Origin of the sequence: Pseudomonas helleri (assembly GCF_045830615.1) — a bacterium.
Taxonomy (GTDB): Bacteria; Pseudomonadota; Gammaproteobacteria; order Pseudomonadales; family Pseudomonadaceae; genus Aquipseudomonas; species Aquipseudomonas helleri.
Genome location: NZ_CP174501.1, coordinates 3,083,013 through 3,105,547 on the forward strand (window position 1 = coordinate 3,083,013; position 22,535 = coordinate 3,105,547).

Here is a 22,535-nt window from a genome sequence, read left to right on the forward strand (position 1 = left end):
AACCGTGATGCCTCACGCCCCTACCCTGCAAAGTTTTATCGCTGGCCGCTGGATCGGCCAACACGGCGCTCAAGTGCTGCGCAGCGCCATCCACGGCCACGAACTGGCGCGCACCCACGAGGAGCGCCTGGACTTTGCCGAAGCCATCGAGCACGGGCGCCATCAAGGCATCAGCGCCCTGCAGGCCCTCGATTTTCAACAGCGCGCCCAGCGTCTCAAGGCATTGGCGCTGTACCTGAGCGAGCGCAAAGAACAGCTCTACGCGCTGTCCCATCACAGTGGCGCGACCCGTGCCGACAGCTGGATTGATATCGAGGGCGGCAACAGCACGCTGTTCACCTATGCCAGCCTCGGCTCACGCGAACTGCCGTCAGGCAACATCGTGCACGAAGGTCCAGCGATGCCGCTGAGCAAGCTGGGCACGTTCGCGGGCACGCACATTCTGGTGCCCCGTGGCGGCCTGGTGGTGCACATCAACGCCTTCAACTTCCCGATCTGGGGCATGTTGGAAAAATTTGCCCCAAGCTTTCTGGCGGGCATGCCGTGCATCGTCAAGCCGGCCAGCGCCACCAGCTACCTGACCGAAGCCGTGGTACGTCTGATGGACGAGTCGGGCTTGCTGCCTGCTGGCAGCCTGCAACTGATCATTGGCAGCACCGGTGACTTGCTCGATCGCCTGCAAGGCCAGGATGTGGTGACCTTTACCGGCTCTGCCGACACCGCCGCCAAGCTGCGGGTCAACCCCAACCTGATCCGCCACTCGGTGCCGTTCAACGCCGAAGCTGACTCGCTGAACTGCGCAATTTTGGCCCCGGACGTGAGCCCGGACGATGAAGAGTTCGAGCTGTTCATCAAAGAAGTAGCCCGCGAGATGACCACCAAGGCCGGGCAAAAATGCACCGCCATCCGCCGCGCCATCGTCCCGGCCAAGCACATCGATGCGGTAGCCAGCCGCTTGCGTGATCGATTGCGTAAAGTCGTGGTCGGCGACCCGTCGGTCGAAGGCGTGCGCATGGGTGCACTGGCTTCCCACGATCAACTCAAAGACGTCAGCGAACGCCTTGAAAGCCTGCTGCAAAGCAGCGACCTGCTGTTCGGTGCCCGCGACGGTTTTGAGCCACGCGGTACAAACGTCAGCCAGGGTGCGTTCTTTGCCCCAACCTTGCTGCAAGCCCGTGACCCGCATGCTGAAGGCGGCGCCCATGACATCGAAGCGTTCGGCCCGGTCAGCACCTTGATGGCCTACGACGATCTCGACGAAGCACTGGCACTGGCCGCACGCGGCAAAGGCAGCCTGGTGGCCAGTTTGATCACCAAAGACCCGCACATTGCGGCCAAGGCCATCCCGGTGGCGGCAGCCTGGCACGGCCGTTTACTGGTGCTTGATCGTGAATCGGCGGCAGAGTCCACCGGCCACGGCTCGCCCCTGCCGCAACTCAAGCACGGCGGCCCGGGCCGCGCGGGCGGCGGCGAAGAGCTCGGCGGTTTGCGTGCAGTCAAACACTACCTGCAACGCGCCGCCGTACAGGGCTCGCCGAGCATGCTGGCAGCGGTCACCGGGGAATACGTACGCGGCGCCAAGGTCATCGAAACCGACGTGCACCCGTTCCGCCGGTACTTCCAGGACCTGCAGATCGGCGAGTCACTCTTGACCCACCGGCGCACCGTCACCGAAGCCGACCTGGTGAACTTCGGTTGCCTGTCGGGTGATCACTTCTATATGCACTTTGACGACATCGCCGCCAAGGAATCGCAGTTCGGCAAACGCATTGCCCACGGCTACTTTGTGCTGTCGGCAGCGGCTGGCCTGTTTGTCTCCCCGGCACCCGGCCCGGTACTGGCCAACTACGGGCTGGACACCCTGCGGTTTATCAACCCGGTGGGGATTGGCGACACCATTCAGGCGCGCCTGACCTGCAAGCGCAAGATTGACCAAGGCAAGAAGAGCCCCCAAGGCATCCCGCAAGGGGTGGTGGCGTGGGATGTTGAAGTGACCAACCAACTGGGCGAACTGGTCGCCAGTTACGATATTTTGACCTTGGTGGTTAAGCGCGAAGCTTAAGAGCCTTCCACCTGAAGCGATCGAGAACCATACTGCAAGCGCCCCAAAGGACTGAGCTGAGTCTTTTGGGGCGCATTTTGTTCTGAGCTTAAAAGGCCAAACCTACTCGCGCTTCAACAGGATTGATCCACATGACACACCCCATCTTCCGCCAGGCAGTACCCGCTGACGCGGATCGCTGCTTCGAAATCGAAACCAAGGCCTACGAAGGTGACGAAGCCGCCACCCTCGCAAAAATTGCCACGCGTATCGGTCAGTATCCTGAAGGCTTTCTGGTACTGGAACTGGAGGGCGAAATCGCCGGTTTCATCAACAGTGGTTGTGCCCATGAAGTGGTCATGTCCGACGAGTCTTTCAAAGAGCTGGCAGGCCACGACCCAGACGCTGCCAATGTCGTGATCATGTCGGTGGTGCTGGATCCGGCCTATCAAGGCAAGGGCCATGCGGGCAAGCTGATGCGCCAATTTGTCGAACATATGCGCGGAATGGGCAAATCCACCATTCACCTGATGTGCAAAGAACAGCATATCGACCTCTACACACATTTTGGCTATGTCTACGTGCAGCCTTCACCCTCCGAGCATGGCGGGATGGCGTGGCACGAGATGGTGATGGTGCTGTAGGAGGGACCGTCTTAGACGCCGCGCTGTCGCGCAGCAAACAGGCCACCGATAATCGTCAGCATCCCCCAATCGGTTCCCTCTCCTTCGGGAGAGGGCTAGGGTGAGGGGGCTCTTTTGATCGTGAGCTGTTCGCAAGTTTTAACCTCGCTGTCATACAAATCACCATGACCTGACCGTAACGTGTCGTCAACATTGTAACGGTCTGCTTCCCCTCCCCACGCTGAAAGCCACTCATAAATCCAAAAAAACTGACACACATGTCAGTTTTTTTCAGTTTGAGCCAGCAATTCACCTACTCCCTGCGCACCAGTTCAAAACCCTTAAAATCACGTTAAAACCCATAAAAAACCGCGACTTACACAGCAACTTTACAGAAACAACACACATCCAGAGCTTTCGTAACAAAATAATATTGCTGAAATCAAAATGAAACACCGCTCCCCTACTCTCCAACCTGTCACTTGAGACAGGTTCGACAGCTACTGTGCCCTGGCTAACCACAAGTGAGAATCTGAATGGGCGATCAGCTGTGTGATCCCCTCTGTGGACTGGAGTACACGTGATGCGAAGCTGGGAAGAACCGAAGAAAAAGCGCCTGCATATCGAGATCATTCCGATGATCGACGTGATGATGTTTCTGCTGGTGTTTTTCGTATTGATCAGTCTCAACGTGATCCCTGCGCTGGGGATCAAGACTCAGTTGCCAGGCGCTGCACACGCGCAACAACTCAAGCCGCAAAACAAGGCTGTGATTACCCTGGGCCTGGACGACCGCCTGCAACTGGACGGCAAGGACCTGGACCAGACCGAACTGGTGGTACAGCTCAAGGCCATGGAAAACCCTGAGCAGAAGATGGTGATCATCCTCAACAGCGATGAGGGTGTTGAAGTAGCGCGTTTGGTGAGCGTGATGGACGTGCTCAAAAGCAGCGGTTTCTCCTCCGTTTCCATCGCGACCCGGAAGCTCTAAGTCATGTCGGTTCTTTTCAAATCCCGCAAAGCAATCGCCTGTCTTCCCGCGATTTGCCTGCTGGCGGTGGCCATTCATAGCGCCACACACACGACCTTGAAGATCACGCCGAAGTACGACGATACAACCGTCGAAATCGCCCTGATCGATCCTGAGGAATTGCTCCCGCCGCCTGAGCCCGAGCCTGAGCCAGTGGTTGAACAACCGCCACCGCCGCCGGAAATCGAAGAGGCCGAAGCGCAAATCGAAGAGCCGCCACCACCGCCACCCAAGCCCAAGCCGCCGGCACCAAAACCGCCGCCGCCCAAGCCCAAGCCGCAAGTGGTCAAGGCCGCACCGACACCGCCCAAGCCACAACCGGTGGTGCAGGCACCGGCCCCCGCTCCGGCAGCGGCACCGCCAGCGGCAGCCCCGGTGACCAGACCTGTTGCCCAGGTACCCCACACCAACCCGGCAGACCAGGAGAGCCGCTACACCGCTCGCCTGCTCGCAGAGTTAGAGAGATACAAGCAATACCCGCGAGGTCGCGAAGCTTCATTACAACGCCCTGAAGGCAATGTGGTGGTGTGGTTGCTGATTGACCGAAGCGGCAAGGTGCTCGATTCGGGCATTGAAAAGAAGGCGGCAAACATGTTGCTCAATCGGGCAGCACAAACAAGTTTGAAACGCCTCGACCAAGTTGTGCCTTTTCCCGACAACACTTTTTCGGGCAAGGATAAATACCGCTTTAGCGCCACGCTTGTATACAACATTGAGCAATAACTAAAACCACTTCTGCTCCACTCATGATGTTCAAGAGGAAAGCGTTTTGAAACTCAATACTTTATTTGCAACGTTGCTGGCCGTTGGGGTTGGCGGCTGGACTTTGTCTGCGCTCGCGCAAGATTCAGTTGATATAGGCGACGTTAAAGTAACCGGCCAAAGTCTGGGCAATGGCCATATGGTTCAGGAAGACTCGGCCAAGGCGCGCTCAACGGTAACCAAAGAGGCGATGGACGAAATGGCACCCACTGCCAACGCCCTCGACAAACTCAAGTACACGCCCGGCATCAACGTGTCCAGCACCGACGCCTCGGGCCTCAGCGGCACCAGCTTCACCATGCGCGGCATGAACTCCGACCAGGTCGGCGTCTCGGCTGACGGCATCCCGATCAACGACTCGGGTGACTACTCGATCTATCCAAACTTGCTCGGCGACCCTGAGAACTTCAGTGAAATATTCGCCACTCAAGGTTCTTCGGAAATTGACGGCCCGCATATTGGTTCCAGCGGTGGCAACATCGGCCTGGTGACCCTGCGTCCGACGAAGGACTTTGGTGTTTTCGTTAAACAGGCGGTGGGTTCCAACAGCCTCGACAAATCGTTTGTGCGTATTAACACCGGCGACATCAACGGTTTTAAAACCTATATATCGGCGTCCCACACCGAAGGTGATAAATGGCGCGGTAAAGGTGTTGTACGCGCAGACAAAGTTGAATGGAACACCTTGTTTGAAGACGGCAATGGCAACTCGACCAACGCCATCATTAAATACAACCGCCAGGACAACTATAACTACAACACGCTGAGCAAGGCGCAGTTCGAGAAGTCGGGTCGTAGCCTTGATTACGCAGAAAACCCGATCTACAACAGCAGCGGCAAGTTGACCTCGTATTACAAGATCAACCGTAACCCGTTTGAAAACGTGTCCGCCACGCTGACCCAGCGCTTCCAGCTGCGCGACGACCTGTCACTGTCCATTGCGCCTTACTACATGTGGGCCAACGGCGGCAGCTTCAGCGGCCAGACCGCCTCCGCCCTGTCGTCCACCAGCAGCAAAGCCGGCAACTACGACCTCAAGGGCCTGCCGTACGACACCTACTACCGCCCTTCCTGGACCGAAACCTGGCGTACAGGTATCTACAACAAGCTGAAATGGGACATGAACGAGTCCCACAGCATCGACCTGGGCTACTGGTACGAGCGCGCCCGTCAGCGCCAGACCCAGCCATTTATCAGCATCGATGCCAACGGCGCGCCAAGCGACATCTGGGGCGATTACAACTCGGGCAACCAGGTTAAAGACAACAATGGCGTGACCGTACAGGGCCGCCATCAGTACACCGTTACCCCGGCGCAGAAACTCTCGCTGCAAGACACCTGGATCGTGACACCCGACCTGACCCTGGTCGGCGGCCTTGCCTACCAGTACGTCGAGCGTGACGGTAACAACCTCGGCGACCTGTACAACAAGCCTGAAAAACGTGACGCCAAGTACCACCAGTTCCTGCCGAACTTCAGCGCCCGCTACCAGATCAACGAGCAGAACCAGGCGTTCTATAACATCACCCGCAACATGCGCACCCCGCCGAACTACGTGCTGTACAACGTCGGCGACTCGATCAGCACCAAGCCTGAGCTGAGCTGGAACCAGGAACTGGGCTGGCGCTTCACCAAGGACGACATGGCGTTGAGCGCAACGCTGTTCCACATCTCGTACCGCGACCGTCAGTTGTCAACCACCAACTCGGATGGCGACTACGAGATGCTCAACGTCGGCAGTGTGGTCAACAAAGGTCTGGAACTGGAGTGGAGCGGCCTGCTGCCCTACAACTTCAACTACTACACCTCGTACACCTACACCGATTCCGAGCAGAAAGACGATATCTCAGTTCGCAACAGAGACTTGCCGACCGCGGGCAAGCAACTGGCCAACGTGCCGAAAAACATGCTTAACGCCAGCATCGGTTGGGACAACAAACGCTACTACGCCAACATCGCCGGCAAATACGTTGGCAGCTACTACGGCGACTTGACCAACGACCAGGAAATCGCTGGCCGTACCACCGTTGACCTGAGCGCCGGCGTGCGCCTGCCGGTCGACAAAAAGATCTTCAAATCTGCCGCCATCCGCGTCTCGATGCTCAACGTCTTCGACAAGGAATACCTGTCGTCGGCACGCACCGTGGTGCTCAACGCCGCGCCGGTTAACGGTCTGAACGCTGCAACGCCGTACTACAACGTCGGTGAAGAACGTACTGCCATGGTTTCGTTTGAAGCCAACTTCTAACCCTTGATTTGACCTGTAACCAGGCCCGGCTAAACAGCGGGCCTGGGCTGTACCCACCCATAGGAAGAACCTGATGAACATGAATCTGCTGCACGATCTCACTTTCTACGTCATGTACGGCGCTGCTGCGCTGGCCGCCTTTGTCGTCGTTGAACGTTGCATCTTTTTCAGCTACTCCCTGCGCAAGGCCCGCCAACTGGTCCCGGCCATCAGCGGCAAAGTGCGCAGCGTCGATGACCTGCCAGCAGCCTTGACCCAACGTGACAGCCTGCCACTGCAATTACTCTCGCAGATTTACGACGGCCGTCGCCAACTGCACTCGCACCAAGAACTCGAAGACCTCGGCCAGGCCATTTACATTTCCATGCGCGGCAAGCTGTCCCACAGCCTGTGGATCCTCGAAGCCGTCGTCGCCGGCGCACCGTTACTGGGTTTGCTCGGCACCATCATGGGCATTATCGACACCTTCAAGGCCCTGGCCGAAGCCGGTGTTTCCGACCCGGGTGAAGTGTCCCGCGGTATCGGTACTGCGCTGTACGCCACCGCGCTGGGTATCGCCATTGCACTGGTGGGCATGGTCTTCAACAGCCACCTGCAAGACCGCCTGGAACTGATCAACGACAACCTGAAAATGCTTCTGCTGCGCGCAGGCCTGGGCACTCAATACGTCGCCTCCCCTACACCTGCCGCCTCGCTGGCCGGCCAGCCACGTACCGCCTGAGCCAAGCCAAGGAGCCCCCATGTCGAATGTATTCTCGCGCCTGTGCCAGGCCAGCCTGATTCTGCCGCTGGCCCTGGCAATAGCCGCCTGTAACCCGCCCGGCAAAACGGTCGAGGTCAACATTGCTGCTATCAACGATTTCCACGGCAATCTCGCACCTAACCCGTTCACCTACGCCGATGCCTCGGCGCCGGGTGGCAAGGTGACGATGCAGGCGGGCGGTATTAACGCCCTCAGCGGTGTGGTCAGCGAATTGCGCAAAAAAGACCCGCAAACACTGTTGGTCGGCGCCGGGGACATGATTGGGGCCAGCCCGCCGATGTCTGCCATGTGGGCCGACGAGCCGACGTTGACGGCTCTCGGCACCCTGGGGCTGAAGTTCAGCGTGATCGGCAACCATGAACTGGATCAGGGCACGATCGAGTTGCAACGCCAGATCAACGGCGGCTGCGACTCGCCGCGCCCGGAAAAGGCCTGCCTGTACAGCAAGGATTACAAAGGCACGCGCTTCCCCTATGTGGCAGCCAACCTGATGGACGCACAAACCGGCAAGACGCTCTTTCCGGCTTACCAGATTGAAGAAGCCAACGGCGCGAAAATCGCGTTCGTCGGCGCCGTGCTGCGCAATGTGTCGACCTATGTCAGCACCCAAAGCATGAACGGCCTGTACACCATCGATGAAGCCGAAGCGGCCAACGCGCTGCTGCCAGAACTGCACAAGCAAGGTGTGGACGCGGTGATCATGGTGATTCACCAGGGCGGCGAAACTACCGAGTCCTTCGATAAGACCGATTGCAGCCAGCTCAAGGGCGACATCCTCGACGTGACCAACCGTCTGGCCCCGGAAATCAAGGTGGTGATCACTGCGCACACCCACCAGGGCTACATGTGCCGCCTGGGCGACAAACTCATCACCCAGGCCAGCTCGTACGGGCGGCTGGTCACGCACCTGAACCTGAAGATCGACACCGGCAAGCACCAGTTGCTGGATGCCAAGGCCGAAAACATTGTGGTCGATCCCAAGCGCTACCAGCCGATGCCAGAAATCGCCGCGCAACAGGCCGAAGTCGAAGCCCGCAGCCATGAGCAACTGAACAAGCCCATCGCGCGCATGGCCGCGACAGAGGTCAAACGCACACTCAACGCCGCAGGCGAGTCCGCCATGGGTGACCTGGTGTCCGATGCGCAATTGCATGCCACCCGTTCGCTGGGTGCGCAGGTGGCGTTCATCAATCTCGGCGGGATCCGTACCGACCTGATTCTCGACCCGGGCCAGGAACAACTCAGCTACAGCCAGGTGGCCTCGGTCCAGCCCTTCAACAACACCCTGAACATCCTCACCCTGACCGGCGCACAGCTGAAACAACTGCTAGAACAACAGTGGCAAAACAACGGTTTCGGCTTCTACCCGTTGCAGCCGTCGTCTTCGCTGACTTACAGCTGGGATGCCAGCAAACCTCAAGGTGACCGGGTACTGGCCAACAGCATGAAAATTGACGGCGTGCCGGTGATTGCCGATTACCCGTACCAAGTCACCGTCAACTCGTTTATGGCCGGCGGCGGCGATAACTTCACGGTCTTCAAGGACGCCAGCGAACGTCTGGACACCGGCCTCAATGACCTCAATGCGTTGATCGACTACCTGCAAGTCAACGACCGCGCCGGTAACCCGGTGGGCGAACACACTCCCGCGCAGCGCATTCACAAGGTCGACGATGCATTGGCCAAGAGTGCCCAACGATGAGCCGCACGGCCCAAGCGCAAGCACTTTACGAGCGCCTGCTGCCCGAGGCCATTGCGGCCTCGCAAGCCGCCTGGTGCCCACACTCGGACTTCCCTGTCGGGGCCGCGTTGCTAACCGCGGATGATCAGATCATCCGCGGCTGCAACGTCGAAAACGTCTCGTACGGCCTGACCAACTGCGCTGAACGCAGTGCACTGTTCAGCGCTATCGCCCAGGGGCATGCCCCCGGCAGCTTCAAGGCGATGCTGGTGTATGCCCCCAAAGTGGCGCTGATTTCCCCCTGCGGCGCCTGCCGTCAGGTCATGCACGAACTCATGCTTGCTCACTGCCCGGTGTTTTGCGTCGGGCATCAAGAATCGGCCAGCCGCGACTGGACCATCGAGCAACTGTTACCCGGCGCTTTCCGTTTTTAACGACCCACTGCCCTGCCCGCCGCAGCACCCAACAGAGGTGCAGGCGATTTTGATGCTTTACACATGGGAATGCAGTCATGAGCTTCATTGGTGTAGGTGTATTGATCCTTCTGGCGGTCTTGCTCTCCAGCAACCGCCGGGCGATCAAGTTACAAACAGTGGGCGGAGCCTTTTTACTGCAAGCAGGTGTCGGTGCATTCGCGCTGTACGTGCCATGGGGGCAGACCACCCTGGCGGCCATTTCCAACACCGTTTCGTCGCTGCAGGACTATGCCAACGAAGGGATCAGCTTTCTCTTCGGGCCGCTGGCCAGCGAGAAGATGTTCGAGGTGTTCGGCCATCAGGGGTTCGTCTTTGCGATCAAGGTGTTGCCGCTGATTGTGTTCTTCAGCAGCTTCATTGCCATTCTTTACTACCTGGGCGTGATGAACGTAATCATCCGGGTGATCGGTGGCGCGTTGCACCGCATCTTGGGCACCAGCCGCACCGAGTCGATGTCGGCCACCGCCAACATCTTTGTCGGCCAGTCCGAAGCGCCGATGGTGGTGCGCCCGTTTCTGGCCAGCATGACCCGCAGCGAACTGTTCGCGGTGATGGCGGGCGGCCTGGCCTCGGTGGCCGGCTCTGTATTGATCGGCTACGCCAGCCTCGGCATCGAGCTTAAATACCTGATCGCGGCCAGCTTTATGGCCGCCCCCGGCGGGCTGCTGATGGCCAAGCTGATGGAGCCTGAAACCCACCTGCCCCATGACGACCCGAGCTGCGTTGAGGTGTACCCCGAGGACAAACCGGCCAACGTCATCGACGCTGCGGCACTGGGCGTCAGCAACGGCCTGCACCTGGCACTCAACGTCGGGGCCATGCTGCTGGCCTTTATCGCCCTCATCGCCATGCTCAACGGCATTCTCGGCTGGTGCGGCGCCTGGTTCGGCCTGCCGCACCTGAGCATGCAACTGATCCTCGGCCACCTGTTTGCGCCGCTGGCCTTCCTGATTGGCGTGCCATGGAGCGAAGCCACCATTGCGGGCGGGTTTATCGGTGAAAAACTGGTGCTCAACGAGTTTGTTGCTTACGTCGACTTCGCGGCTTACATCGACCCAGTGCAAGCGGCAAGCAAAGGCGTCAGCGTGTTGTCGGCCCATACCCAAGTCATCGTGACCTTTGCCCTGTGCGGTTTTGCCAACCTCTCGTCGATCGGCATCATCCTCGGCGGCCTGGGGGTCATGGCCCCCTCCCGTCGCAAGGATCTCGCCCGCATGGGCCTGCGCGCTGTCACCGCCGGGACATTGTCTAACCTTATGAGTGCAGCACTGGCCGGCGTGTTTATTTCACTGTGAAACGCACCTTATTACCCCAACAGGCGCCCGCCACTGACCGGGCGCCCTTGAAAGATCGAAGAACCGACATGAATGACACCGAACTCCAACTGGCACGTCGAGTCATCGCCCTGCTGGACCTTACCTCACTCAACGCCGACGACACCGACGCCAGCATCCAGGCGCTGTGCCGCAAGGCCCTGACCCCGGTCGGGCCTGTCGCCGCAGTGTGTGTCTACCCGCAGTTTGTCCGTTTGGCGCGCAGCACCCTGAATACCCTGGGTGGCGACTCGATCCAGGTGGCCACCGTGTGCAACTTCCCCGCAGGCGATGCGCCGCTGGCCGAGGTGCTGGCGCAAATTAGCCAGGCACTGGCAGACGGGGCCAACGAAATCGATGTGGTTTACCCATACCGCGCCCTGATTGGCGGCGACGAACAACGCGGGCGCGAGCTGGTCGCCGCCTGCAAAGCGCTGTGCGAAGGCCGCGCGCTGCTCAAAGTGATCCTCGAAACCGGCGAGCTTAACGCCTTGCTGATCCGCCGGGCGAGCATCGATGCCATCGAAGCCGGCGCCGACTTTATCAAGACCAGCACCGGCAAAGTGAAGGTCAACGCCACCCCTGAAGCGGCTGAATTGATGCTGCATGTGATCGCCAAAACCAACCCGAACGTCGGCTTCAAGCCCGCAGGCGGCATGCGCATGCTGGGCGACGCAGCCGTGTACCTGTGGCTGGCCGAGCACACGCTTGGCAAAGCCTGGGTCACGCCACGCCACTTGCGCTTTGGCGCCTCCAGCCTGCTCGACAACACGCTTGAACTCATCGGCCTGAGTGCCGACACCCCAGCGCAAGGAGCGTACTGATGAACTGGTTGCCACAAGAAGTCATTCGTCGCAAATGCGCAGGCCTGCCCCTCAGCGACAGCGATATCCAGCGCTTTGTTCGCGGCATCACCGACAACAGCATTGGCGAAGGCCAGATCGCCGCCTTCGCCATGGCCGTGATGCTCAAGGGCATGACGGTGCAGGAACGCGTCGCCCTGGCGCTGGCCATGCGCGACTCAGGACAAGTCATGAGCTGGAACCTGCCGGGCCCTGTGGTAGACAAACACTCCACCGGCGGAGTCGGTGACATGGTCAGCCTGCCGCTTGCACCGCTGCTGGCCGCCTGCGGCTGTTACGTGCCGATGATCTCCGGGCGCGGCTTGGGCCACACCGGCGGCACCCTCGACAAACTCGACAGCATCCCCGGCTACAACAGCCTGCCTTCCCCCGAGCGCTTGCAGGCCATCGTCGCTGACGTGGGTTGCGCAATCATTGGCCAGACCGGTGATCTGGCCCCGGCCGACAAGCGCCTGTACTCGATTCGCGACGTGACCGCGACCGTCGAATCCATCGACCTGATCACCGCTTCGATCCTCAGCAAAAAACTGGCGGCAGGCCTCGATGTGCTGCTGATCGACGTCAAAGTGGGCAACGGCGCGTTTATGTCCACCGCCGACAACGCCGTGGCCCTCGCCGACTCGCTGGTGTCCGGAGCCAACGGTGCCGGAGTCAAGACCCGCGCCCTGATCACTGACATGAATCAGCCGCTGGCGCGCTCGGCGGGCAACGCGCTGGAGGTCGAAGAAGCGATTGCCCTGTTGCGCGGTGAAGTGCGCAGCGAGCGCCTGTGGGAAGTAACCCTGGCGCTGGCCACCCAAGTGCTGCTCTGTGCAGGCCTGGCCAGCAGCGCCGAGCAGGCCCGTGAGCACTTGCTCGACGCCTGGCGCAGCGGTGAAGCCCTGCGCCGCTTCTCACGCATGGTCGAAGCACTCGGCGGCCCGGCCGACCTGGTCGATCACCCGCAGGCCTACCTGGCCTCAGCCGAGGTAGTGATCCCGGTCTGCGCCCCGGTGTCGGGCGTGGTCAACAGCATTGATACCCGGGCCATCGGCATTTGCGTGGTGTCTCTGGGCGGCGGCCGCCTGCACCCGCAAGACCGCATCGACCCAAGCGTCGGGCTCAGCCAGTTGAAGCTCCCCGGCGAACACGTTGAGGCGGGTCAACCGTTGGCCATGGTTCATGCCAGCAACCCGTTCAAGGCCGAGCAAGCCGCCAAGGCCGTGCTTGCGGCCTATACCATCACCGAGCACACCGACAGCGCCTCGCCGTTGATCGTGCAGCTGTTGATGGAGGCTTCATGAGCCGGGCACTGCTGCTGGTGCTCGACTCTTTCGGCATTGGCGCCAGCGCCGATGCCGACGCCTTTGGTGACAACGGGGCCAACACCTTGCTGCATATCGCCCAGGCCTGCGCCCGTGGCGAAGCCAACACTCCACAACGCCAAGGGCTGCTGCACCTGCCCAACCTGGCCCGCCTCGGGCTGGGGCATGCCGCTGCATTAAGCTCCGGGGTGTTCCCGCCCGGCCTGCCAGCCGATAGTCGGGTTGATGGCGCCTACGGCTACGCCCGTGAGCTGTCCAGCGGCAAAGACACACCGTCCGGGCACTGGGAAATGGCCGGTGTGCCGGTGCTGTTTGAGTGGGGTTACTTTACCGAACAGCAAAACAGCTTCCCGCCCGAACTGCTGGCGGCTTTGATCGCACGGGGCAATCTGCCGGGCATTCTCGGCAACTGCCACGCCTCCGGCACCATTATCCTCGAGCAATTGGGCGACGAGCATCGGCGCAGCGGCAAGCCGATTCTCTACACCTCGGCCGACAGCGTGTTGCAAATCGCCGCCCACGAGGACGACTTTGGCCTTGAGCGGTTGCTGGCTCTGTGCGAAATCGCCCGTGAATTGTGCGATGCGTACACCATCGGCCGGGTCATCGCCCGACCCTTTAAAGGTGATAGCCCGAGCACCTACGTGCGCACTGGCAACCGCCATGACTACACCGTGCCGCCGCCCGCCCCGACCGTACTTGACCGCTTGTGCGAAGCCGGTGGCCAGGTATTTGCCGTGGGCAAGATCGGCGATATTTTTGCCCACCGTGGTATCAGCCGTTTGTACAAGGCCGACGGTAACGATGCGCTGTTCGACGCCACCCTCAGCGCGCTGGCCGATGCCCCGGACCGCACGTTGGTATTCAGCAACTTTGTCGACTTCGACATGCTCTACGGCCATCGCCGGGACATTCCCGGCTATGCCGCAGCGCTGGAGGCCTTCGACCGGCGCCTGCCCGAGTTGCTCGCGCAGATGCGCCCTGACGATCTGCTGCTGCTTGGCGCCGACCATGGCTGCGACCCCAGCTTTGCCGGCAGCGATCACACCCGCGAACACATTCCCGTGTTGGCCTGGGGCGCAGGCATTACGCCTGGCAGCCTCGGCGAACGCGACAGTTTTGCCGATTTTGGCCAGACCCTGGCTGATTTCTTCAGGCTACCGCCATGCTCCCATGGGCGGTCTTTTCTTCTCGAAACACCGGCGCGAGGCAACTGATCATGGCCACTGTGCACATCAACGCCGAACCTGGCGCCTTTGCAGACACCGTGCTGATGCCCGGCGACCCGCTGCGCGCCAAAATGCTCGCTGACACCTACCTGACCGACGTGGTGCAGGTTAACGGCGTGCGCAACATGCTGGCCTACACCGGCCGCTTTAACGGCCAGCGGATCTCGGTGATGGGCTCCGGCATGGGCATCCCCTCGGTGTCCATCTATGCCCATGAACTGTTCAGCCAGTTTGGCGTGGAACAGATCATCCGCGTCGGTAGCTGCGGCTCGGTGCAGCCCCACGTACAGCTCAGCGAGCTGGTCATCGCCATGGGCGCCTGCACCGATTCCAACGTCAACCGCAAACGTCTGGCCGGCCACGACTTTGCCGCCATCTGCGATTACCGCCTGCTTGAACGGGTGGTGCGTCAGGCCGACAGGCAAAAACTGCCGGTACACATCGGCAATATTTTTTCCGCCGACCTGTTCTACGAACCAGAGGCCGGCCTGTTTGAACGCATGCAAAAAATGGGCTTGCTGGCCGTCGAAATGGAAGCGGCCGGGCTGTATGGCGTTGCCGCCGAGCTGGGGAAAAAAGCCCTGACCGTACTCACCGTCAGCGACCACATCCTCACCGGTGACAGGCTCAGCGCCCAACAACGCCAGGACGACTTCCACACCATGATGCAGTTGAGCCTGGAGGCGCTGACCACTCCGTAGCCCCTGACGCTTAAGACTAAAACTTCCCTACTTGCCTGGATCGATCCACCATGAAATTCCTCCGTGCCCCTATCGCCATTGCGCTGAGCGTCCTGTGCCTGAGCGCCTGCACCCCCCATCACAGCGCCGACACAGCGCGGGTGTCGCTGATGACCTATAACGTCGAAAACCTCTTCGACACCGTGCACGACGAGGGCAAGGACGACTACGCCTACCTGCCCCTGAGCGTCAAGCAAGCTCACCCTGAATACCTCGCCACCTGCACCAAAATTGACGTGGCGGCGTGGCGCAAGGAATGTGAAGAAAACGACTGGACCGACGCCCTGCTCAACGAAAAACTCAAACGCCTGAGCGCCGTCATCCAGCAGGTCAACCAGGGCCGTGGCCCGGACATCCTGATGCTCGACGAAGTTGAAAACATCAACGTGATTGAGCAGCTCAACAGCCACCTCGGCAAGTCGGACTACAAAACCCGTGTGCTGATCGAAGGTTGGGATGCGCGGGGTATCGACACCGCCGTGCTCAGCCGTTTACCGCAATGGGACAAGGCCCGACTGCACCGCGTGCCGTACAAAGCCCTGGGCAACGAAGATCAGGAACGCGTGAGCAAAACCCGCGGCATTCTTGAAGTGCGCTTGTTGCTGCCGGGTGGCCAAAAGGCCGCCGTGTTCGCCGTGCACTTGCCGTCTGGCGGCGCTCCGGGCTACCTGCGCCAGCAAGCCGTGGCGTATCTGGCACACCTGAAAAGCGAACTGCCAAGCGATGTGCTGCCCATTGTCGGCGGTGACTTCAACATCAATGCCGGGGAAGAAAAACAGAATGGCTATATCGCCAAAGACCTGGCCAGCACCTGGGCAGTCTCGCAATTCATTGGCTGCAATGACTGCAAAGGCAGCTACTACTACCACACCAAGCGCGAGTGGTCGTTCTTCGACATGTTGCTGTTCCCCAAGCAAATGACCACGGCGGGCGGCTTCAATGGCTGGCAGGTTGACCCGGCGAGCATCCGATTGGCCAACCATAGCCCGTACCAGGTCAATCGCTGGGGCAGCCCGGCACGTTTTGACAGTGCCCGGCATGCCGAAGGCGTGTCTGACCACTGGCCGCTGTACGCAGAAATCTTCCGCCCTACGCCTTGAAAAACGGGCCAGTCGGCCGTCTGTTCAGGCGGCTGACCTGATTTTTGTAAATGATTTGAACTATGCTACGCACGCATAAACCCGAGCTGATCCTTCGCCCGAATATGGAATTCGATGACCAATCCTAAAGTTAAAATCCGCCGAAAAAACGTCGAAAAAATCCTTTTAGCCGCGGAGAAAATTTTTGCCGAACAAGGCTATGCCGGGACCAAAATGGCCGACATTGCCCTGCATGCCGAACTGCCACGCTCCAACCTGCATTACTACTTCACCACCAAGGAAGACCTCTACCGCGAAGTGCTGGTTAACCTGCTCGGCACTTGGGATCTGGAAGGCGACTGCTTTGTGCAGTTCGACGACCCGCGCGTGGTACTGACCAGCTACGTGATGAAAAAAATGACCCACTCGCGTTTGCGCCCCCACGGTTCAAAACTCTGGGCCAACGAGATCATGCGCGGGGCGCCACTGTTTCAGGACATGCTCGAAGAACACATGTCCAAGGGCGCCAAATTCATGGAGGAGAAGATCCGCCAGTGGGTTGAAGAAAAACGCATCAACCCGGTCGAGCCCTCTGCCCTGCTGTACATGATCTGGGCCTCGACCCAGCACTACGCGGACTTCGACTACCAGGTCAACGTGCTCAACGGCCACCAGCCGCTGTCAGACCAACAGTTTGACCAGGCGGTACAAACCATCACCACGGTCATCCTGCGTGGCATCGGGCTGGAGCCATAGGCTGCCCTTGCCCCCTTGTAGGAGCGAGCTTGCCTCGCGATCTTTTGATTTTTGAAAAGATCGCGAGGCAAGCTCGCTCCTACACATTGAACTGCCCCACACCCCGCCCCAAAACGTGGCGCCCGGTAACAAATCGCACCGCTTAAGCGCACCTTCCCCCCTCAAAAAATCATTTACCTGACTCTAAAGCGCTCTTTCGCACGCCAAAAATAATAGTTGGCACGAAATACGCTTACTCACTAATAACAGATTGTTGAACAATCATTGCCGCACTGCTGTCACCCACCGAGGATACGAAGATGCGTAAAGGTCTGATGAGCAAAACCACCAAGCACACCCTGGCGCTGACAGTCGCCCTTGCGTGTTTAGCGCCGCTGGTATCGGCGGCAGAGGTCAAAGGCACGCTCAAACAAGGGGAGCTGTCGATCGGCTCCGACCTGACCTACCCGCCTTACACCTACCTGGATCAAAAACAACCTGCCGGGTTCGACCCGGAGTTCATCCAGTTGCTCGGCCAGCAATTGGGGCTGAAGCCGCGCTTTCTCGATACTCGCTTCGCCAACCTGATTCTCGGAGTCAACGCCCAGCGCTTCGACGTGGTGGCTTCGGCGCTTTACGTCACCCCGGAGCGCACCAAGCAGGTCGACTTTGTCAGCTACCTGAAAACCGGCTCATCGCTGATGGTGCTCAGCGGCAGCGACTTCAAGCCTCAGCAACCCCAGGACTTGTGCGGCAAGCGCGTCGGCTCGATCAAAGGCGCCTCGTGGGTGCCCAAGCTCAACCAGGTTTCCGCCGAGTACTGCCTGCCCAATGGCAAGCCAGCAATTGAGTCCCGCGAGTTCCCGACATCGCCGGAAGCTACTCAGGCCCTGCTGTCACGCGCGGTCGACGTGCAAATGGAAGACCCGGCCGTAGCCAAGATCACCGTCGAAAAACTTCAGGGCAAAACCGTTATCAGTTCCAACGAACTGATTTACCCGGTGGTCATCGGCCTGGCCGTGCGCAAGGGCAACCAGCCGCTGCTGGAAGAACTGACCGAAGCCCTCGCGCAAATCAAGCAGAACGGTAGTTACGGCCAACTGCTCGCCCGCTACAACCTGGCTGAACCCACGGCTCAGGAAATCAGCACGGCATTGGGCAACTGAAACACCCCGTGAGGCGTAACCGGTAGCGGATCCCCGGTGTTTCCCTACCGGCGCAACGATCACAGACATTCGGAGCAAGCACATGCAATTCGATTGGCACTACACCCTGGGCCTGTTGTGGAACGGTGACTTCTGGCGGGCCGTCGCGACGGTGGTTGAACTGAGCCTGGAAACCTGGGTGCTGGGGATCATCTTCGGCTTCTTTCTGGCCCTGGCCAGACAGTCGCAACGCCGCTGGCTGCGTAATGCCGCGGGCCTGTATATCTGGTTCTTTCGCAGCCTGCCGCTGCTGGTCCTGCTGATTTTTGTCTACAACCTGCCGCAGGTGTTTCCGTCCACCAGCGTGGTGTTGTCCAACCCCTACAGCGCCGGGCTTATTGCGCTGGTGCTCAGTGAAGCGGCGTATATCGCCGAGATCCACCGTGGCGGGCTGCTGGCCGTGGTCAAAGGGCAACTGGAGGCCGGCAAGGCGCTGGGCGTTGACTATAAAGGCATTCAACGCCTGATTGTGGTGCCCCAAGCCTTGCGTGTCGCGCTGCCCACCCTGGCCAATGAATACATCACGATCGTCAAACTGACCTCGCTGGTGTCGGTGATTTCGCTGTCAGAAATCCTTCTGGTGGGCCAACAGCTGTACACCCAGAACTTCCTCGTGATGGAGACCATGCTGGCCGTGGCGTTCTATTACGTACTTATCGTCACAGTGTTCAGCCGCCTGCTACACCTGCTGGAAAACCATCTGGACGTGACCCGCCGCAAACCCAAAACCATCGCCCCGGCGGAACTGGGTCAAGTGGTTACCCGGCGTAACAGCGATCAGGCTGCGCCCGGCGAATTCGCCCTGCAAGCGCAAAGCGTGCGCAAGTCGTATGGCGAACTGGAAGTGCTCAAAGGCGTGGACCTGAATGTGCGCTGGGGTGAAGTGGTATCGATCATCGGCCCTTCCGGCTCGGGCAAGACCACGCTGATCCGCACCATGAATGGTCTCGAAAGTCTCGACCATGGTCAGATCACCCTGCAAGGCCAGCCATTTCTGCGCGGCACGCAAGACCCTGAAGGCCCGCTCAGCCACAAAGTGCACATGCAAAACATTGTGCACGTGGGCATGGTGTTCCAGGGCTTCAACCTGTTCGCCCACAAGACCGTGCTGGAGAACGTGATGCTCGCCCCGGTCTATCACGCCCACGGCGCGGGTGAAGAACTGCGCCTGCTGAGCCTGGCCCTGTTGAAAAAGGTCGGCATGCTCGACCACGCCGGCAAATACCCGCATCAACTGTCTGGCGGCCAGCAACAACGGGTGGCCATCGCCCGGGCATTGGCCATGCGTCCTTCGGTGATGCTGTTTGACGAACCGACCTCGGCCCTCGACCCGGAACTGGTCGGCGACGTACTGACGGTCATCGAAGAGTTGGCCCGCGAAGGCATGACCATGGTCATCGTCACCCACGAAATGAACTTCGCCTTCAAGCTTTCGGACCGCGTGGTGTTTATGGAGGGCGGCCAGATCATCCAGGACGCGGCGCCACGCGAGATGCTCGAACAACGCAGCGAACGCATGACCAAGTTCCTCAAAGACGTACAGCTTGCATGAGCCCAAGGAGTCTCAGCGTGAATCAGCCCAAGGAAAAAAGCCTGTCCCTGTCGGATCAGGTCGCCATCGAATTGCGTGAAGACATCATTGGCGGGCGCCTGCTGCCGGGCATGCCGCTGACAGAAAGCGAGCTGGTGAATGCCTACAACGCCTCTCGCAACACCGTGCGCGAGGCCCTGCACCAACTGGGCCGTGAGGGCCTGACCAGCTACGTACGCAACAAAGGCGTGATGGTACGGCGCATGGGCATCGACGACGTGCGCGACATTTTCAATGTGCGCCGCACCCTCGAATTACAGGCCATTGCCGCCAGCAAACCGCTGCGTGAGTACCAGTCCGACCTGATGCTTGAAGCCATCGAAGCCGCGCAACTGGCCCAGGACCGGGAAAACTGGCAAGCCTTCGGCACCCACAGCTTGCGCTTTCACCAACACATCGTCGGCTTGCTGCGCAGCCCGCTGTTCGATGAGTTTTTCACCCAGGTCGCGGCGCAAATGCGCCTGGTGTTTTCCAGCGCCCCCAGTGAAGAAAACTTTCAGAAACCCTGGCTCGAACGCGACCGGCAGATCCACGACCTGCTCGCCGAAGGCAACAAGAAAGCCGCCGAGGAAGCCATGAGCAGCTACCTCAATGATTCCGAAACCGTGCTGTTGGACATTCTGGCCAGCACGCCCAAACCCTGAGAAGAGGACCCACTATGTACAAGGACTATCCAGCGGCCTACCAAGTCAGCAAAGGTGCCGCGCTACAAGTCGACAAGCCTTTCTATGACCGCGTGCGTGAATCTGCCGGCAAACGCACCCTGATCGAACAGTTTGAAGTGCCGATCCGTACCGGCCGTGCCTGGAAAGTACCCGCAGGCCATGTGTTTCGCGTGACCACGCCGGTAGGTCCGCAAGTCGGCGACTTCAACATCTGGAACGCCAACGACCCGCGCGAGCGCATGTGGGCCGCCCGTACCCGCCAGTTGCAGGGCGCGCACGTCACTACTTATGACCGCCTGTGGTCGAACCTGCCATTTTTGCGGCCTTTGGTGACCATCACGGACGACAGCCTGGCCGATTACGGCATTGATGAACACGGCGGCCGCCTGCACGACTTGCTCGGCACCCGCTGCGACCCTTACGTCAACAAGATGCTCACCGGCGAAGACTTTCATCATCACTGCCACTCCAACCTGACCCGCGCAGTCCTGCCCCACGGCCTGACCGAGTTCGACGTGCATGACGTGCTGAACATCTTCCAGTGCACCGGCCTGAACCACGACGACATGTACTTTATGAAGGCATGCCCGGCAAAACAGGGTGATTACTTGGAGTTTTTCGCCGAAATTGACGTGCTGTGTGCCCTGTCGACCTGCCCTGGCGGCGACCTGTCATTGCCAATGTGGGGCCCGGACGCAGAAGACCCGCTCAAGGTCTGCCGCCCGCTGGGCGTAGAAATCTACAGACTCGACGAGTCGCTGCTCGAAGGCTGGAAGCAACCCGAGCGCGCCGCCTATAAGGGCAATCACGGCTTGCTGATTGCCAAGGCTGAGTGGGAAAAGTAATACCCCTGAACCGTGCACGTGTAACCCGCAGCGGCGCTGTCAACGCCGGCCCGCTGACGGGTTTGCACAAATCAGTCATTATCTGCTCCCCACCCGGCCCTCTATTCAGGAGCAAGAATGGACAAGCACATTGCCGCCGTCCCGCTGGACAAAGCCTATCGACTGATCAACCACGGGCCGACCATTCTGGTCTCGGCGCGCCATGCTGGCGTGCAAAACGTCATGGCGGCCTCATGGGCTTGTGCGCTGGATTTTGCCCCGCCCAAGCTCACCGTGGTGCTGGACAAGAGCGTAAAAACCCGCGAACTGGTGGAGCACAGCGGCTTGTTCGTGATTCAGGTGCCGACCGTGGCGCAAATTGAACTCACCAGCAAAGTCGGCAGTTTGAGCCTCAACACCGACCCGAACAAACTCAGCGACAGCGGTGTTGAACTGTTTGCGATTGAAGGGCATGACCAACCTTTCGTAGCCGGGTGTTCGGCATGGCTGGCCTGCAAACTGATCCCCGAACCGCACAACCAGTCGGCCTACGACCTGTTTATAGGTGAAGTGGTTGGTGCCTGGGCAGACACCCGCGTTTTCAGCGACGGCCATTGGCACTTCGAAACCGCCGACCCGGCCTGGCGCAGCCTGCACTACATTGCCGGTGGCCACTACTACGCGACTGGCGAAGCGCTGGATATTGACGAGGCCTGACCCTCGCTACGGGTTGTACGCGATCCAACTGTAGGAGCGAGCTTGTCTCGCGATCTTTACGGCCGATGCTCGACCGATCGCAGCCTTCGTGCCTCGTCAGCGACTACAGGGCGGCTAGGCGTTATGTCTAACGACGGTTAATCCTTCTTCCTCATCCGGGGCCTTGAAGTAACGGGTGATCAAGTCGAACTCTGCATCGGTGGCGGCGAAGTCATGCTCGCCCTTGGCGTTGCGCGCGCGCAATCGGGCGCGACAGGTGTCGTCATCGACGTCCAGGTAATGCAGACAATGCGCAACCTGTGCCTGATCAGCCAAGGCCCGCAGCCATTGACGATCGGCGACGGTGTTGGCCGGAAAATCCAGCACCACGTTGACACCGGAACCCAGCAAGTCGATCACCAAGGGCTGCAACACGTCACGCAGGCGCCGGGCGCAGCGCAGGTAATCGGTTACCGAACGAATCTCCTCAGGGTAAAGCGCCGCCAGCCAGCGATCTTCGCTAATCAAAATCGCCGCATGCTCTTCGACCAACGCCTTTGCCAGGGTCGATTTGCCCGAAGCGATCTTGCCGCACATCAAATGCAGATCGGGGGTGGTCATAAGCAGCCTTCCTGAAGGTGAGCCAAAGATCATGCCCAACCGCTAT

General features: G+C 59.8%; 21 protein-coding genes. 20 read left to right on the forward strand and 1 reads right to left on the reverse strand.

Annotated elements, in window-relative coordinates:
• Positions 1-7 precede the first annotated feature (7 nt).
• The 20 genes from paaZ (at position 8) to ACJJU9_RS13805 (ending at position 21,889) form a co-directional block, all read left to right on the forward strand.
• Positions 8-2,062 carry a phenylacetic acid degradation bifunctional protein PaaZ gene (gene paaZ / locus ACJJU9_RS13710; protein ID WP_407728737.1) on the forward strand — a complete coding sequence of 685 codons (2,055 nt, stop codon included), beginning with the start codon at positions 8-10 and terminating at the stop codon, positions 2,060-2,062.
• A gap of 131 nt (positions 2,063-2,193) precedes the next feature.
• Positions 2,194-2,685, forward strand: a complete 492-nt coding sequence (locus tag ACJJU9_RS13715; RefSeq protein WP_407728738.1) for a GNAT family N-acetyltransferase — start codon at positions 2,194-2,196, stop codon at positions 2,683-2,685.
• A 562-nt stretch (positions 2,686-3,247) separates the two neighbouring features.
• Positions 3,248-3,655 carry a biopolymer transporter ExbD gene (locus tag ACJJU9_RS13720; protein ID WP_048372729.1) on the forward strand — a complete coding sequence of 136 codons (408 nt, stop codon included), beginning with the start codon at positions 3,248-3,250 and terminating at the stop codon, positions 3,653-3,655.
• Positions 3,656-3,658: 3 nt separating this feature from the next.
• On the forward strand, positions 3,659-4,417 hold the full coding sequence (locus tag ACJJU9_RS13725) for an energy transducer TonB (RefSeq protein ID WP_407728739.1): 759 nt from the start codon (positions 3,659-3,661) through the stop codon (positions 4,415-4,417).
• Between the two features lie 46 nt (positions 4,418-4,463).
• The gene (locus tag ACJJU9_RS13730) at positions 4,464-6,704 is read left to right on the forward strand and encodes a TonB-dependent receptor family protein (RefSeq protein ID WP_407728740.1); all 2,241 of its coding nucleotides are present in this window, start codon (positions 4,464-4,466) and stop codon (positions 6,702-6,704) included.
• A gap of 73 nt (positions 6,705-6,777) precedes the next feature.
• On the forward strand, positions 6,778-7,425 hold the full coding sequence (locus ACJJU9_RS13735; protein ID WP_048372726.1) for a MotA/TolQ/ExbB proton channel family protein: 648 nt from the start codon (positions 6,778-6,780) through the stop codon (positions 7,423-7,425).
• Between the two features lie 19 nt (positions 7,426-7,444).
• Positions 7,445-9,169, forward strand: a complete 1,725-nt coding sequence (locus ACJJU9_RS13740; protein WP_407728741.1) for a bifunctional metallophosphatase/5'-nucleotidase — start codon at positions 7,445-7,447, stop codon at positions 9,167-9,169.
• On the forward strand, positions 9,166-9,582 hold the full coding sequence (locus ACJJU9_RS13745; RefSeq protein WP_048389435.1) for a cytidine deaminase: 417 nt from the start codon (positions 9,166-9,168) through the stop codon (positions 9,580-9,582). The genes ACJJU9_RS13740 and ACJJU9_RS13745 overlap by 4 nt, the downstream gene beginning before the upstream one ends.
• 77 nt (positions 9,583-9,659) lie before the next feature.
• Positions 9,660-10,919, forward strand: a complete 1,260-nt coding sequence (locus ACJJU9_RS13750; protein WP_048372721.1) for a NupC/NupG family nucleoside CNT transporter — start codon at positions 9,660-9,662, stop codon at positions 10,917-10,919.
• A 68-nt stretch (positions 10,920-10,987) separates the two neighbouring features.
• Entirely contained in the window at positions 10,988-11,761 is a 774-nt protein-coding gene (gene deoC / locus ACJJU9_RS13755; RefSeq protein WP_407728742.1) for a deoxyribose-phosphate aldolase, read from the forward strand.
• Positions 11,761-13,083 carry a thymidine phosphorylase gene (gene deoA / locus ACJJU9_RS13760; RefSeq protein WP_407728743.1) on the forward strand — a complete coding sequence of 441 codons (1,323 nt, stop codon included), beginning with the start codon at positions 11,761-11,763 and terminating at the stop codon, positions 13,081-13,083. Before deoC ends, deoA begins: the two co-directional genes overlap by 1 nt.
• Positions 13,080-14,321 (forward strand): phosphopentomutase, encoded by a 1,242-nt coding sequence (locus tag ACJJU9_RS13765; RefSeq protein ID WP_407728744.1) that lies wholly within the window; start codon positions 13,080-13,082, stop codon positions 14,319-14,321. Before deoA ends, ACJJU9_RS13765 begins: the two co-directional genes overlap by 4 nt.
• A gap of 2 nt (positions 14,322-14,323) precedes the next feature.
• Positions 14,324-15,034: a purine-nucleoside phosphorylase gene (gene deoD / locus ACJJU9_RS13770; RefSeq protein WP_407728745.1), complete on the forward strand. Its 711-nt coding sequence runs from the start codon at positions 14,324-14,326 to the stop codon at positions 15,032-15,034.
• A gap of 50 nt (positions 15,035-15,084) precedes the next feature.
• A complete protein-coding gene (locus ACJJU9_RS13775; RefSeq protein ID WP_407728746.1) occupies positions 15,085-16,173 on the forward strand; it encodes an endonuclease/exonuclease/phosphatase family protein in 1,089 nt (362 codons plus the stop codon).
• A gap of 114 nt (positions 16,174-16,287) precedes the next feature.
• Positions 16,288-16,908: a TetR/AcrR family transcriptional regulator gene (locus ACJJU9_RS13780; protein ID WP_048372709.1), complete on the forward strand. Its 621-nt coding sequence runs from the start codon at positions 16,288-16,290 to the stop codon at positions 16,906-16,908.
• Positions 16,909-17,207: 299 nt separating this feature from the next.
• Complete coding sequence (locus tag ACJJU9_RS13785; protein ID WP_407728747.1) at positions 17,208-18,053, forward strand: ABC transporter substrate-binding protein; 846 nt, start codon at positions 17,208-17,210, stop codon at positions 18,051-18,053.
• 82 nt (positions 18,054-18,135) lie between these two features.
• Complete coding sequence (locus ACJJU9_RS13790; RefSeq protein WP_407728748.1) at positions 18,136-19,644, forward strand: amino acid ABC transporter permease/ATP-binding protein; 1,509 nt, start codon at positions 18,136-18,138, stop codon at positions 19,642-19,644.
• A complete protein-coding gene (locus ACJJU9_RS13795; protein WP_048372704.1) occupies positions 19,641-20,327 on the forward strand; it encodes a GntR family transcriptional regulator in 687 nt (228 codons plus the stop codon). Before ACJJU9_RS13790 ends, ACJJU9_RS13795 begins: the two co-directional genes overlap by 4 nt.
• A gap of 14 nt (positions 20,328-20,341) precedes the next feature.
• Entirely contained in the window at positions 20,342-21,193 is an 852-nt protein-coding gene (locus tag ACJJU9_RS13800) for a DUF1989 domain-containing protein (protein WP_153332264.1), read from the forward strand.
• 117 nt (positions 21,194-21,310) lie between these two features.
• Complete coding sequence (locus ACJJU9_RS13805) at positions 21,311-21,889, forward strand: flavin reductase family protein (RefSeq protein WP_407728749.1); 579 nt, start codon at positions 21,311-21,313, stop codon at positions 21,887-21,889.
• 114 nt (positions 21,890-22,003) lie between these two features.
• On the opposite strand, the gene ACJJU9_RS13810 is transcribed toward ACJJU9_RS13805, so the two are convergent.
• Positions 22,004-22,489 (reverse strand): AAA family ATPase, encoded by a 486-nt coding sequence (locus tag ACJJU9_RS13810; protein WP_407728750.1) that lies wholly within the window; start codon positions 22,487-22,489, stop codon positions 22,004-22,006.
• Between the last annotated feature and the right edge of the window lie 46 nt (positions 22,490-22,535).